Below are 13,180 nucleotides of genomic sequence, written 5' to 3'. Positions count from 1 at the left end.
GTTATGCATTTTTTGATAATTTATCGCCGGATAAATCATTTAATGAAATAAAGCGCGTCTGCCACACTCCTTTTTCACTGTTCCCCATGCTGATGAAAAAGCGTGTATCGTTATCAGGAGTAATCATGCGCATTGTTACCCTCGCCGGCAGTCCCCGCTTCCCGTCACGCTCAAGCGCCCTGCTGGAATATGTTCGCGAAAAGCTCTCGGCCGTCAACGTAGAAGTCTGTCACTGGCATTTGCAAAATTTTGAACCTGAAGATCTGCTTTATGCACGTTTTGACAGCCCCGCGTTACACGCGTTTAACGAGCAGTTGGCCAGTGCCGATGGCCTGATAGTGGCTACGCCGGTTTACAAAGCGGCCTATTCCGGCGCCCTGAAAACACTACTCGATTTATTGCCCGAGCGGGCGCTGGAAGGGAAAGTGGTGCTGCCGCTGGCGACCGGAGGCACCGTTGCCCATATGCTGGCGGTGGATTACGCGCTAAAACCGGTACTGAGCGCGCTGAAAGCGCAGGAGATTTTACACGGCGTTTTTGCAGATGATACGCAGGTTCTTGATTATGAACATAAACCGCGTTTCTCCTCTCTCCTGCAAAGCCGTCTTGATAATTCGCTGGATACCTTCTGGCAGGCATTGCACCGTCGGGAGAGTCGTGTTCCTGCATTTGCCCCACCGGGCGTGGTGCATCTCTAAGCCCGACGTAACATACTGCTTTTTCATCCTCCGTTCAGACGTAAAAAAACCGGGCAACGCGAAGGTTGCCCGGCCTGCATGACTTAGAATAATCAGGCCAGCGCTTTGGCGATTTTTTCGTACAAGTCGCCGGACAGATTAGGCAGATTTTTCAGCTGTTCCAGTGCGGATCGCATCAGCGCCTGACGTTTTTCATCATAACGTTTCAGGCGGATTAGCGGTTCAATCAGACGAGAAGCAACCTGCGGATTACGGCTGTTTAGCTCGGTAAGCATTTCAACCATAAACGCGTAGCCGCTACCATCTTCTGCATGAAACGCGCCCGGGTTGCTGCTGGCAAAAGCGCCAATCAGCGAACGGATGCGGTTCGGATTACTGAGCGTGAACGAACGGTGGTTCAGTAAACCACGCACCGTCTCCAGCACGTTATCTGCCGGACTTGTGGATTGCAGTACGAACCACTTATCCATCACCAGACCATCCTGATGCCACTTGTCATCATATTCCTGCATAAGTGCATCACGGCACGGCAGCTGTGCGGCAACCGCGGCGGAAAGGGCTGCCAGCGCATCGGTCATGTTATCGGCATGATGGTATTGCTGGCTGACCAGTTTGACCGCCAGCGTTTGGTCGCCAAATGCCAGATAGCGCAGGCAGATGTTACGCAGCGCACGATGGCCAATATCCGCATGCTCGACACGATAGGTTTCCAGTTTATGCGCGTAATAAACCGCCAGGAACTCATCGGCCAGCTCGGTGGCCAGAGTACGCGTTAGCGCTTCCCGCACCGCAACAATCGCCACCGGATCGATGATATCGAACAGTTCAGCAATTTCAGTGGTGGATGGTAAGGTCAGGATTTCTGCGGCCAGCGCGGGATCAATATGCTCATCCAGTAAAATGCCGCGGAAAGCGTCGACCACGTGAACCGAAACTGACAGCGGCTGTCCCTGCTGATAGCGAGCAACATTCAGCTTGATCCAGATAGCCAGCAGGCTCTGGGCCGCATCCCAGCGGGAGAAATCATTACGCGCATGACGCATCAGGAATGTCAGTTGCTGATCGCTCCATTTGTACTCCAGTTTTACTGGCGCAGAAAATTCGCGCAGCAGTGACGGCATGGGTGGAGTATCAATATTATCAAAGATAAAGCTTTGCTCGGCTTCAGTTACATTCAGTACGTGATGGACCGGATGCCCGTCTTTTTGCAGCGCAATCACCTTCCCTTCGCTGTCATACAGTTCAATATCAAACGGAATGTGCAGCGGCGCTTTCTCTGGCTGCTCAGCGGTTGGCGGTGTACGCTGGCTGATGGTCAACGTGTATCGGCTGTTTTCAGCATCATAGTCATCACGAACGGTGACAATCGGCGTACCTGACTGGCTATACCAGCGGCGGAAATGAGATAAATCAACGTTGGAGGCATCTTCCATCGCCTGCACGAAGTCGTCGCAGGTGGCTGCGCTGCCATCGTGACGCTCGAAATACAGCTGCATACCTTTCTGGAAGTTTTCCTCCCCGAGCAGCGTATGCAGCATACGAATCACTTCCGCCCCTTTCTCGTATACGGTCAGGGTATAAAAGTTATTCATTTCAATCACCTGATCCGGACGGATCGGGTGCGCCATCGGGCTGGCATCTTCGGCAAATTGTAAACCGCGCATAGTGCGTACGTTATTGATACGATTTACCGCCCGTGAGCCAAGATCAGAACTGAATTCCTGATCGCGGAATACCGTCAACCCTTCTTTCAGGCTGAGCTGGAACCAGTCGCGGCAGGTAACGCGGTTACCGGTCCAGTTATGAAAATATTCATGACCGATGACGCGCTCAATATCCAGATAGTCTTTGTCCGTCGCGGTATCAGTACGCGCCAGCACATATTTGGAGTTAAAAACGTTCAGTCCTTTGTTTTCCATCGCGCCCATATTGAAGAAATCGACGGCGACGATCATATAAATATCCAGATCGTATTCCAGTGAGAAACGATCTTCATCCCACTTCATTGAGTTCTTCAGCGACGTCATCGCCCACGGCGCGCGGTCAAGGTTGCCGCGATCGACAAAAAGCTCCAGCGCAACTTCACGGCCAGAGCGCGTGGTATAGGTATCGCGCAGAACGTCGAAATCACCGGCTACCAGCGCAAACAGGTAGCACGGTTTCGGGAACGGGTCCTGCCACTGTACCCAATGTCGCCCATTCTCCAGCTCGCCCTGGTCAATACGATTCCCGTTGGAAAGCAGATACGGATAGAGGGTTTTATCCGCAATAAGCGTGGTGGTAAAGCGCGCCAGCACGTCCGGACGGTCAAGATACCAGGTAATGTGGCGGAAACCCTCGGCTTCGCACTGGGTACATAGAGCATCGCCCGACTGATAGAGCCCTTCAAGGGCCGTATTCGCAGAAGGGCTAATTTCATTCACAATACGCAGAGTAAAATGTTCCGGCAGGCCGGAAATGACCAGATGACGTTCTTCTTGCTGATAGTCAGTCCACGGCTGGTCATTAATATGCACGGAGACGAGGGTTAACTCTTCGCCGTCCAGTTTCAGTGGAACGTCAGATGCTCCCTGGCGTGTCACCTGGCTTACGGCCGTCACCACGGTTTTGGCGGCATCCAGATCAAATGTCAGGTCTATATCACTAATCAGATAATCTGGTGCACGGTAGTCGTGGCGGTATTTGGCTTGTGGCTGTTGTGTCATAAAAAACCTTTAGCATCTTCAGTTATATAGAGGATCCAGTTTATTCCTGTTGCCAGCATCACGCTATGCGGAATACGTAACTTTTCCACAGCAGAAAGCGTAAATGTCTATGCCGCTGCCGTTCAAAGGTTAATAGTTTGTACCATTATTGTTATTGTAACAGCTTACAATTCTCAGTCTCAGGCTCCATATGTAAATCTCCGTTTCGGGGCAGGTGATAAGAAGCGCAGACACAAGATAGCAACGCGTGTTTTAGTCGGCAGAGGGTTCGCTATACTAAACAAAAAAGTGTGGGCATTTTTTGCAAAGCATATCCAGCGGCAGCCAAAAAACAACATAAAAACCCTTTATTTTCTGTAAGTTAAGCAATTACAATCTACACTTGCATAACATGTGGCACGAAATGTTCTCGATCCTGCAGACAGCTTGTGGTGTGATTGGGGTTTAATAAACAAATAATCAGGGTATAATCCTGCGTCTTTTATCTACCCGGTTTGAGATGGAAACGCTCCTGTAAGAGGACGCTACAGCGCATTATGAAACCATTCGCTTCTCCTGTTCTGCACTCGGTGCTTGATACGGATGCCTACAAGCTGCACATGCAGCAGGCTGTTTTCCACCATTACGGTGATGTACAGGTTGCCGCTGAGTTCCGCTGCCGTGGGGACGATCTGCTGGGTATTTATGCTGATACCATTCGCGAACAAGTTGAAGCGATGCAGTCGCTCAGCTTGCAGGATGATGAATACCAGTGGCTATCCGGCCTGCCCTTCTTTAAAAAAGATTATCTCGACTGGCTTCGTACCTTTCGTTACGACCCAACGCAGGTCACCGTCAGCAATGAAGGCGGTAAGCTGAGTATTCGCCTTGCCGGGCCGTGGCGGGAAGTCATCATGTGGGAAGTTCCGCTGCTTGCAGTGGTCAGTGAACTGGTCCACCGCTACCGTTCGCCGGAAGCCACCACCCAGATGGCACTTGATCATCTGGAGTACAAGCTTGAGGCGTTTTCAGCACTGACAGCCGATACCGACATGTCTGCTTTCCGGTTAATGGATTTTGGTACCCGCCGCCGTTTTTCCCGCGACGTTCAGCAGACCATTGTCAATCGCCTGCAACAGGAGTCATGGTTTGTCGGCACCAGCAATTACGATCTCGCCCGACGCCTGGCGCTGACGCCAATGGGAACCCAGGCGCATGAATGGTTTCAGGCACATCAACAGATAAGCCCGGATCTCGCCACCAGCCAGCGCGCCGCGCTCGCCGCCTGGCTTAACGAATACCCGGATCAGCTGGGTATCGCGTTGACCGACTGTATTACTATGGATGCCTTCCTGCGTGATTTCGGTCCCGAGTTTGCGACCCGCTATCAGGGGCTGCGTCATGATTCCGGCGATCCGGTTGAATGGGGGGAGAAAGCCATTGCCCACTATCAAAAACTGGGCATCGATCCGCTGAGTAAGACGCTGGTATTCTCTGATAACCTCGATTTGAATAAAGCGTTCGATTTGTATCGCCACTTTGCCGACCGGGTTAATCTGGGCTTTGGGATTGGTACTCGCTTAACCTGCGATATTCCTCAAGTTAAGCCCCTGAATATCGTCATTAAGCTGGTGGAGTGTAACGGTAAACCGGTGGCGAAATTGTCCGACAGTCCGGGTAAAACCATTTGCCACGATAAAGCATTCGTTCGTGCGCTGCGTAAGGCCTTTGACCTGCCAAAAGTCAAAAAAGCCAGCTAGTGTCAAAGGGGAGCCGCAATGGCTCCCTTTGTTATTGTTATTTTCCGATTTCTTCTCTTTTCGCTGCGAATTCTGCTTGTCTGCTCGCGGATGACAGGTAACATAGGTATCCCCCCGCCAAGGCGGCCGGGAACGATGTGTTTATTGCACTATTAACAGATAACAGAGAGACTATTTATGAGCGTTGTGCCTGTAGCCGACGTACTCCAGGGCCGCGTTGCCGTTGACAGTGAAGTCACCGTGCGCGGATGGGTACGCACCCGTCGAGATTCAAAAGCTGGCATCTCCTTCCTCGCCGTTTATGACGGTTCCTGCTTTGATCCTGTCCAGGCCGTCATAAATAATACTCTGCCCAATTACAATGATGACGTCCTGCACCTGACAACAGGTTGCTCCGTTATCGTTACCGGCATAGTCACCGCCTCGCCGGGACAAGGTCAGGCATTTGAACTGCAGGCAACGTCTGTGGACGTCGCCGGCTGGGTAGACGATCCGGATACCTACCCGATGGCGGCAAAACGTCACAGCATTGAGTATCTGCGAGAAGTGGCGCATATGCGTCCGCGCACCAACATGATTGGCGCGGTCGCCCGCGTGCGTCATACGCTGGCTCAGGCGCTGCATCGTTTCTTCCATGAACAGGGCTTCTTCTGGGTATCCACGCCGCTTATCACTGCCTCCGATACCGAAGGCGCAGGTGAGATGTTCCGCGTTTCCACTCTGGACCTGGAAAACCTGCCGCGTAACGATCAGGGTAAAGTCGATTATGATAAAGACTTCTTCGGTAAAGAAGCTTTCCTGACGGTTTCCGGCCAGCTTAACGGTGAAACCTACGCCTGTGCGCTGTCTAAAATCTACACCTTCGGCCCAACCTTCCGTGCTGAAAACTCTAACACCAGCCGCCACCTGGCGGAGTTCTGGATGCTGGAGCCAGAAGTCGCGTTTGCCGATCTTGAGGATAACGCCCGTCTGGCAGAAGCCATGCTGAAGTATGCTTTCCAGGCCGTGCTGAATGAGCGTCTTGACGACATGAAATTCTTCGCTGAGCGCGTGGATAAAGAGGCGATCTCGCGTCTGGAAAACTTCATTGCCGCTGATTTTGCTCAGGTTGACTATACCGATGCGGTCACCATTCTTGAAAACTGCGGGCAGAAATTCGAGAACCCGGTTTACTGGGGCGTGGATCTCTCGTCAGAGCACGAACGCTACCTGGCTGAGAAACACTTTAAAGCGCCGGTAGTCGTGAAAAACTATCCAAAAGATATTAAAGCGTTTTATATGCGCCTTAATGACGACGGTAAAACCGTCGCGGCGATGGATGTTCTGGCACCGGGTATCGGCGAGATCATCGGCGGCTCCCAGCGTGAAGAACGTCTGGATGTGCTGGACGCTCGCATGGCGGAAATGGGTCTCAACAAAGAAGATTACTGGTGGTATCGCGATCTACGTCGTTACGGTACTGTTCCACACTCCGGTTTCGGTCTAGGCTTTGAACGCCTGATTGCCTACGTTACCGGCGTACAGAACGTACGTGATGTCATTCCGTTCCCGCGCACGCCGCGCAGCGCCACCTTCTGATACCCGCGAGCCAGCCATAGCTGGTGCGACTGCACATTCCTGAAGCCAGCTTATGCTGGCTTTTTTTTATGTCAGCGTTTTGTCAATTTCTGCCAGTAAATCTTTCTTTCAACCGCCCCGCGCATCCGGACTGTAACACCCTGTGTCAGCGTTACAAAAATGTACAAATTAAGCCCCTATTCTTATTGCGCCTAAGCTTTATCTGATGTCATAGCATAATTTAATCCTAAATTCCGGCTATCTGGACGGCTATAAGTTTTAAAAGAAAAAAACATATCGCCGCCTGCTCATCGATAAGAAAGGCTTTTATCTAAATTAAACATAAGCATTTCATATATATAGGATATAGACCGTCATTTTAATACACGATTGCGTCGGAATTTAGAGGTAACTCACAAAGTTCCTTAAAATACATACTTATTTACACATTATTTCTTTTTGTTACTTATTTAGGACATTTGTAGCACTTTCAGGCTAGCGAAACGTTGTTATGAATGGAAAGATGCCTCTCAGACACAGAAAGACACCAAACTCTCATCAATGGTTCCGTAAATTTATATTGACAGAATGTATTGACGGCAGTGGCAGGTGTTCATAAAAAAACCAATGAGGGTAATAAATAATGATGAAGCGCAACATTCTGGCAGTGGTAATCCCTGCTCTGCTGGTAGCAGGCGCGGCTAACGCTGCTGAGATCTATAACAAAGATGGCAACAAAGTTGACATCTACGGTAAAGCAGTTGGCCTGCACTATTTCTCTAAACATAACGGCGACAATAGCTACGCCCCTAACGGCGATCAGACTTATGCCCGTCTTGGTTTCAAAGGTGAAACTCAGATTAATGACCAGCTGACCGGTTACGGCCAGTGGGAATACAACTTTAGCGGCAACAACTCTGAAGGTGGTGCTGACGCGCAGGACGGTAACAAAACCCGTCTGGCATTCGCGGGCCTGAAATTCGGCGACGCGGGCTCTTTCGACTACGGTCGTAACTACGGTCTGGTGTATGACGCACTGGGTTATACCGATATGCTGCCAGAATTCGGCGGCGATACTGCCAGCTCAGACCAGTTCTTTGCAGGTCGTAACGGTGGTCTGGCAACGTACCGTAACTCTAACTTCTTCGGTCTGGTTGACGGCCTGAACTTCGGTGTTCAGTACCTGGGTAAAAACGAGCGTGACGATGCCAGACGTTCAAACGGCGACGGCTGGTCCAGCTCTCTGAGCTACGAAGTTGACGGCTTTGGCATCGTAGGTGCCTATGGTGCAGCTGACCGTACTAACGCTCAGCAGGATCTGGCGTTAGGTCGTGGCGACACTGCTGAGCAGTGGGGCACCTCTGTTAAGTATGATGCGAACAATATCTACCTGGCCGGTACTTACAGCGAAACGCATAACGCAACCCGTATTCCGGGCGGCTATGCTAACAAAACTGAAGACGTGCTGCTGGTTGCGCAGTACCAGTTCGACTTCGGTCTGCGTCCGTCTATTGCCTATACCAAGTCTAAAGGCAAAGACATCGGCGCATTTGGCGATGTTGATCTGGTGAACTACTTCGAAGTGGGCGCGACTTACTACTTCAACAAAAACATGTCTACCTACGTAGACTACATCATCAACCAGATCGACAGCGACAATAAGCTGGGTATTGGTTCTGATGATACTGTTGCTCTGGGTATCGTTTACCAGTTCTAATCAGTACGCCTCGTTGTTATATGCTAAAAAAACAGGACTTCGGTCCTGTTTTTTTATGTCCTTCAGCAAAAAGTTTTCTCTTGTAAAAAGACCCGCGCTTTTTGTCGCAAACGGTTGGCATTTAGGTAATCAACCGTTAACCTGATAGCGGATCTCCCTTCTGTAATCACAATGGAACTTCGCCATGTTTGAGAACATTACCGCAGCCCCTGCCGACCCGATTCTGGGCCTTGCCGATCTATTTCGCGCCGATGACCGTCCGGGAAAAATTAATCTCGGTATCGGCGTTTATAAAGATGAAACCGGCAAGACGCCGGTACTGACCAGCGTGAAGAAAGCCGAACAATATCTGCTGGAAAACGAAAACACCAAAAACTATCTTGGTATTGACGGTATCCCGGAATTTGGTCGTTGTACCCAGGAGCTGTTATTCGGTAAGGGTAGCGCCATTATCAGCGATAAGCGCGCCCGTACAGCGCAAACCCCGGGCGGCACCGGCGCACTGCGCGTAGCGGCTGATTTCATCGCTAAAAATACCGATGCCAAACGCATTTGGGTCAGCAATCCGAGCTGGCCTAACCACAAAGGCGTATTTAACGCAGCCGGACTGGAAGTGTGCGAATACAACTATTACGATGCAGCGACACACTCGCTGGATTTTGACGGTATGCTGGCCAGTCTGAACGCTGCCCAGGCCGGTGATGTGGTCCTGTTCCACGGCTGCTGCCATAATCCAACGGGTATTGATCCTACCCTGGATCAGTGGCAGCAGTTGGCACAGCTTTCCGTTGAGAAAGGCTGGCTGCCGCTGTTTGATTTCGCCTATCAGGGCTTTGCCCGCGGGCTGGAAGAAGATGCCGAAGGTTTGCGCGCGTTTGCTGCCCTGCATCAGGAACTGATCGTCGCCAGCTCCTTCTCTAAGAACTTCGGCTTATATAATGAGCGTGTCGGTGCCTGTACGCTGGTAGCCGCTGATGCAGCCACTGCTGACCGTGCATTCAGCCAGATGAAATCCACCATCCGTGCTAACTACTCTAACCCACCCGCGCACGGTGCAGCCGTTGTTGCCACTATTCTGAGCAATGATGCGCTCCGGGGGATCTGGGAGCAGGAACTTAACGACATGCGTCAGCGTATTCAGCGTATGCGTTTACTGTTCGTCAACACCCTGCAGGAAAAAGGCGCGAACCGTGATTTCAGCTTTATTACCAAACAAAACGGCATGTTCTCGTTTAGCGGTCTGACTAAAGATCAGGTGCTGCGTCTGCGTGAAGAGTTTGGCGTGTATGCTGTGGCGTCTGGTCGGGTGAACGTGGCAGGGATGACGCCGGATAATATGTCCCCGCTGTGTGAGGCGATTGTCGCGGTACTGTAAGCGCGATAATACGCATAAAAAATGCCGCACTGTAATGCGGCATTTTTTTGCAATCAGCGATTACCAGACCGGCATTTCATCCTGAAGAAACGGATTATGCAGCCGCTCATGGCCGAGCGTAGACTGTGGGCCATGGCCCGGGATAAACGTCACGTCGTCACCCAGCGGCAACAGCTTACGTTTAATAGCGTCGATCAACTGATTATGATCGCCGCGAGGGAAATCACTGCGCCCCACCCCACCTTTGAAAATAACATCACCGGAAACCAGCAGGCGCGAAAGCGGGTCAAAGAAAACAATATGCCCTGGCGTATGACCTGGACAGTGCAGAACCTCAAGATTAACGTTACCCACGCTGACCTTGTCGCCCTCATTCAGCCAGCGATCCGGCGTCAGTGGCTGACAATCTTCCAGTCCAAACATTCGACTTTGCGCGGGCAAACCCTGTAGCCAGAACTCATCTTCTTTTTCCGGCCCGACGATCGGCACGCTGTAAAATTCAGCCAGCTCAGCGGCGGCACCTACGTGATCGAGGTGCCCGTGAGTCAGTAAAATTTGTATTAGCGTCACACCAGATGCGGTCACTTCCTGTTTAATGCGTTCGGCGTCACCGCCCGGATCGACCAGCGCGGCCAGTTTTGTCTGCTCACACCAAATCAATGAACAATTCTGGGAGAATGCGGTTACCGGAATAATACGATAGTTCATGCTGCTCCTGTTTCATTAAGCATGTGCTTACCAGTGCCGTACCGGCCCGGTATCAATATGCACAAAGTTGCTACTCGGGTAATATCCTACACCACCTGAACGCATAGATAACGCTGCTTTGCGAACATTGCTTAATGAAACACCGTCAATGTGAAAATCCATCGCCTGGCCTTTGGTATGGTAGCTGTGTTTAGCCACTCCGCTGCCGTGTTTGCGCAGGTCGTCATTGGTATTTAATGAACGATAGCCGGAGATAAGCTGCACCGGTTTACGCGTTTGCAGTAACATTTGCAGGCGATAAAGCTGATCGAACAATTTTGGATCGATAGACTTCATTTTATTCGCACGATAGTCGCGGAAAAAATGATTAAGTTTTGCTAATTCATCCTGAATATAGCCTCTGCCATCAAAAAACTCTGCCTTAATTGACTCACCGGTATTCAGGTTGTTTAACGTCAATATACGCGGACGTGGGGTCGAGAGGGTGGCAAATGCAGGCGTTGGTAAGATGGCCGCTGCGCCCAGCGCAACACCACCTAACGCCAGCAGTTTGCGGCGATTAGCGTCAAATTTGTCCATGATAATCAGGTCTACAGTAAAAGTATTAGTGTTGGTAATTTATGCATTTCTGGCGCACGAAGGCACCTTACCGGGCATTATCTCTGACGTCAAGGCTACCCAATCCAGCAAAAACGGGCCGTGCAGCGATGCAGGCCCGTTTTTTTACTGATACTTTCGGTACTTACTTTTTTTGAACTACTTCATTTACCTGATTAATTGTTCCGCTTTTTCTATAATTTGTGCGCCAGATCGCGCAGTCAGATCATAATTGTAAATATCTGTTCGATATTGCGCTTTACCATCTGCGCCAATAAATGCGGTCAAATAATAGAGATTTACCGGAATAGTTTGCGGAATATTAACGTAACGGGTATCCCCCTGCTTTAACGCACCGGAAATGCGCGTATTGTTCCAGCCTGCATCGGTCAATAACATATTAGCCAGTTCAGAGGCTTTATTAACGCGGACACAGCCGGAGCTTAATGCGCGTGCATCACGCTGGAAGAGAGTATGGTTTGGCGTATCGTGCAGATAAATCGCATCCGAACTCGGCATATTAAATTTGTAGCGGCCCAGTGAGTTATGCGCCCCGGGAGCCTGCTGGAAACGGAACGGGAGGTTAGATGGCGTAATAGTCGCCCAGTCAACGTTCCATGGATCGATGGCATCGCTACTGTTCCAGCCGCGCATGACCGTATAGCCATGGCGCTCCAGATAGCCCGGATCGTTCCACACTTTCGGCAGAATATCTTTGCGTGCCAGCGTCGGCGGCACATTCCACGGCGGGTTAACCACCACATTGTTCAGTGCGCTACTCATCATGGGCGTTTTGCGGTCGGGACGTCCAACAATCACTCTGGAATCCAGCACCGGATCGCCATTCTGATAGTAAACCAGCGAATAGGCAGGAATATTAACCATAATGCCGGTTGAAAGCTTGTCCGGCAGCAGGCGTAACCGCTGGATATTCAGCGCCAGTAACCCCGCACGTTGTGCAGGAGAAACATTCAGCCAGTCACGCGTTGAACCACCAATGATGCCATCGGCGCCAAGCCCCTGCCATGACTGAAAACGCTTTACGGCATTGACCAGCGTTTTATCATAGGCCGCCGATACGGCGGTGGACTTTTTAGCCGGAGTGCGGGTTTCGGCAGAAGGACTGACTACCGCATCGCCAGGCAGCACAATCTCCGGACCGCCATCCAGCATACCGTTACGCACCAGGATTTCACGCAGGGCCGGAACATCGTTACTCCACTGCCCCGGGCGTAATGACGTTTTCGCTTTCAGCACTGGCCACGGGCGGCGATCTTCGGTTAACGCCAGTAACGCCTGATGCATCGCCTCATACTGCGAATGCTGCGGCGCGAGAATGGCAATAAAATGCGTTAAAGAGCCGTTATCCAGCGCCATCTGCCACTGATTAATGACCGACAGCGGCGGCGTAGCCAGGGTATAAGGTTTAGTGCTGTAGAGCCAGCGATTCCCTTTGATTGGGATACCACTGACAAAATGAAGATAGCCCATCATGGCGTCAGAAAGCACTACATCACGCGTCATACCGGTGACCGCGGGGTCGGTCAGCAACTGAACCCAGGCGGTAAATTGCGGCTGGAAGCCTGCAATAGCGACTTCGGCAAGCTGCTGCTGAAAGGCTTTTACTGCCTCACGGTCTTCCCACATCGGCTTCATTTCTCGCGATGCATACAGTGAGGCCAGGGCGTTCATATAGACCGGCGTATATCCCGCCGGCAGCATGGACGTTATTGCCATACGGCTCGCCTGGGGAGAGCTGTTCTCCGGGAATGCCTGCTCTCCCGTCATCATTTCTATCGCGCCGGACTGTGTTAGCGGCTGCGCGCTTTCATTCGCCGCCGTTATGCTATCTCCGGCAACAACTTCAGGCTCATCGGCCTGGGCGCTGAACAGTGGAGCCATTGCGAAAGCCAGGCATAGACTTAATGCTGACAATCGGCGACCATAATTATGCGTTAGCAACATCCCTTGCCCCCTGTTTTGTCGATGTAATATCCGCTTACTTTTAGTATATAAAGATAAAAACGGTTTTGCCTTGCCTAATGTAAAGAACATTAAAGATAGTATCACCGTTAGAATGTAAT

The 13,180-nt window shown here is 51.1% G+C and carries 10 protein-coding genes; 5 read left to right on the top strand and 5 right to left on the bottom strand.

The features are described 5' to 3' along the window. Nucleotide 1 precedes the first annotated feature (1 nt). Nucleotides 2–133 (bottom strand): hypothetical protein, encoded by a 132-nt coding sequence (locus AC791_RS20855; protein WP_265597047.1) that lies wholly within the window; start codon nucleotides 131–133, stop codon nucleotides 2–4. Here AC791_RS20855 and ssuE point away from each other — a divergent pair. Next, nucleotides 126–698 (top strand): NADPH-dependent FMN reductase, encoded by a 573-nt coding sequence (ssuE, locus tag AC791_RS09655; protein ID WP_049840241.1) that lies wholly within the window; start codon nucleotides 126–128, stop codon nucleotides 696–698. The genes AC791_RS20855 and ssuE overlap by 8 nt on opposite strands. Nucleotides 699–790: 92 nt before the next feature. Here ssuE and pepN read toward each other — a convergent pair whose 3' ends face one another. After that, nucleotides 791–3,403 carry an aminopeptidase N gene (gene pepN / locus AC791_RS09650; protein ID WP_049840240.1) on the bottom strand — a complete coding sequence of 871 codons (2,613 nt, stop codon included), beginning with the start codon at nucleotides 3,401–3,403 and terminating at the stop codon, nucleotides 791–793. Nucleotides 3,404–3,939: 536 nt separating this feature from the next. On the opposite strand from pepN, the gene pncB reads away from it, so the two are divergent. The 4 genes from pncB (at nucleotide 3,940) to AC791_RS09630 (ending at nucleotide 9,791) form a co-directional block, all read left to right on the top strand. Next, nucleotides 3,940–5,142: a nicotinate phosphoribosyltransferase gene (pncB, locus tag AC791_RS09645; RefSeq protein WP_049840239.1), complete on the top strand. Its 1,203-nt coding sequence runs from the start codon at nucleotides 3,940–3,942 to the stop codon at nucleotides 5,140–5,142. Between the two features lie 177 nt (nucleotides 5,143–5,319). Then, a complete protein-coding gene (gene asnS, locus AC791_RS09640) occupies nucleotides 5,320–6,720 on the top strand; it encodes an asparagine--tRNA ligase (RefSeq protein WP_049840238.1) in 1,401 nt (466 codons plus the stop codon). 622 nt (nucleotides 6,721–7,342) lie between these two features. Further along, nucleotides 7,343–8,416 carry a porin OmpF gene (ompF, locus tag AC791_RS09635; protein WP_049840237.1) on the top strand — a complete coding sequence of 358 codons (1,074 nt, stop codon included), beginning with the start codon at nucleotides 7,343–7,345 and terminating at the stop codon, nucleotides 8,414–8,416. 184 nt (nucleotides 8,417–8,600) lie between these two features. Next, entirely contained in the window at nucleotides 8,601–9,791 is a 1,191-nt protein-coding gene (locus AC791_RS09630) for an amino acid aminotransferase (protein ID WP_049840236.1), read from the top strand. 60 nt (nucleotides 9,792–9,851) lie between these two features. On the opposite strand, the gene AC791_RS09625 is transcribed toward AC791_RS09630, so the two are convergent. The 3 genes from AC791_RS09625 to ldtD all read right to left on the bottom strand — a co-directional run bounded on the left by AC791_RS09625 (nucleotide 9,852) and on the right by ldtD (nucleotide 13,061). Further along, a complete protein-coding gene (locus tag AC791_RS09625; RefSeq protein WP_049840235.1) occupies nucleotides 9,852–10,499 on the bottom strand; it encodes an MBL fold metallo-hydrolase in 648 nt (215 codons plus the stop codon). Nucleotides 10,500–10,526: 27 nt separating this feature from the next. Beyond that, on the bottom strand, nucleotides 10,527–11,078 hold the full coding sequence (locus AC791_RS09620; protein ID WP_049840234.1) for a YcbK family protein: 552 nt from the start codon (nucleotides 11,076–11,078) through the stop codon (nucleotides 10,527–10,529). Nucleotides 11,079–11,264: 186 nt separating this feature from the next. Further along, complete coding sequence (gene ldtD, locus AC791_RS09615; protein WP_049840233.1) at nucleotides 11,265–13,061, bottom strand: L,D-transpeptidase; 1,797 nt, start codon at nucleotides 13,059–13,061, stop codon at nucleotides 11,265–11,267. Between the last annotated feature and the right edge of the window lie 119 nt (nucleotides 13,062–13,180).

The organism is Klebsiella sp. RIT-PI-d, from assembly GCF_001187865.1.
Taxonomy (GTDB): Bacteria; Pseudomonadota; Gammaproteobacteria; order Enterobacterales; family Enterobacteriaceae; genus Superficieibacter.
The sequence above is the reverse complement of the archived record's forward strand: the minus strand, read 5'-3'. Positions and strand labels throughout refer to the sequence as shown.

What these genes read in the sequence shown, in the direction of transcription:
- pepN (WP_049840240.1), bottom strand. Translation starts at nt 3,403, where the DNA reads ATGACACAACAGCCACAAGCCAAATACCGCCACGACTACCGTGCACCA.
- asnS (WP_049840238.1), top strand. Translation starts at nt 5,320, where the DNA reads ATGAGCGTTGTGCCTGTAGCCGACGTACTCCAGGGCCGCGTTGCCGTT.
- pncB (WP_049840239.1), top strand. Translation starts at nt 3,940, where the DNA reads ATGAAACCATTCGCTTCTCCTGTTCTGCACTCGGTGCTTGATACGGAT.
- AC791_RS09630 (WP_049840236.1), top strand. Translation starts at nt 8,601, where the DNA reads ATGTTTGAGAACATTACCGCAGCCCCTGCCGACCCGATTCTGGGCCTT.
- ssuE (WP_049840241.1), top strand. Translation starts at nt 126, where the DNA reads ATGCGCATTGTTACCCTCGCCGGCAGTCCCCGCTTCCCGTCACGCTCA.
- ompF (WP_049840237.1), top strand. Translation starts at nt 7,343, where the DNA reads ATGATGAAGCGCAACATTCTGGCAGTGGTAATCCCTGCTCTGCTGGTA.
- AC791_RS09625 (WP_049840235.1), bottom strand. Translation starts at nt 10,499, where the DNA reads ATGAACTATCGTATTATTCCGGTAACCGCATTCTCCCAGAATTGTTCA.
- AC791_RS20855 (WP_265597047.1), bottom strand. Translation starts at nt 133, where the DNA reads ATGCGCATGATTACTCCTGATAACGATACACGCTTTTTCATCAGCATG.
- AC791_RS09620 (WP_049840234.1), bottom strand. Translation starts at nt 11,078, where the DNA reads ATGGACAAATTTGACGCTAATCGCCGCAAACTGCTGGCGTTAGGTGGT.
- ldtD (WP_049840233.1), bottom strand. Translation starts at nt 13,061, where the DNA reads ATGTTGCTAACGCATAATTATGGTCGCCGATTGTCAGCATTAAGTCTA.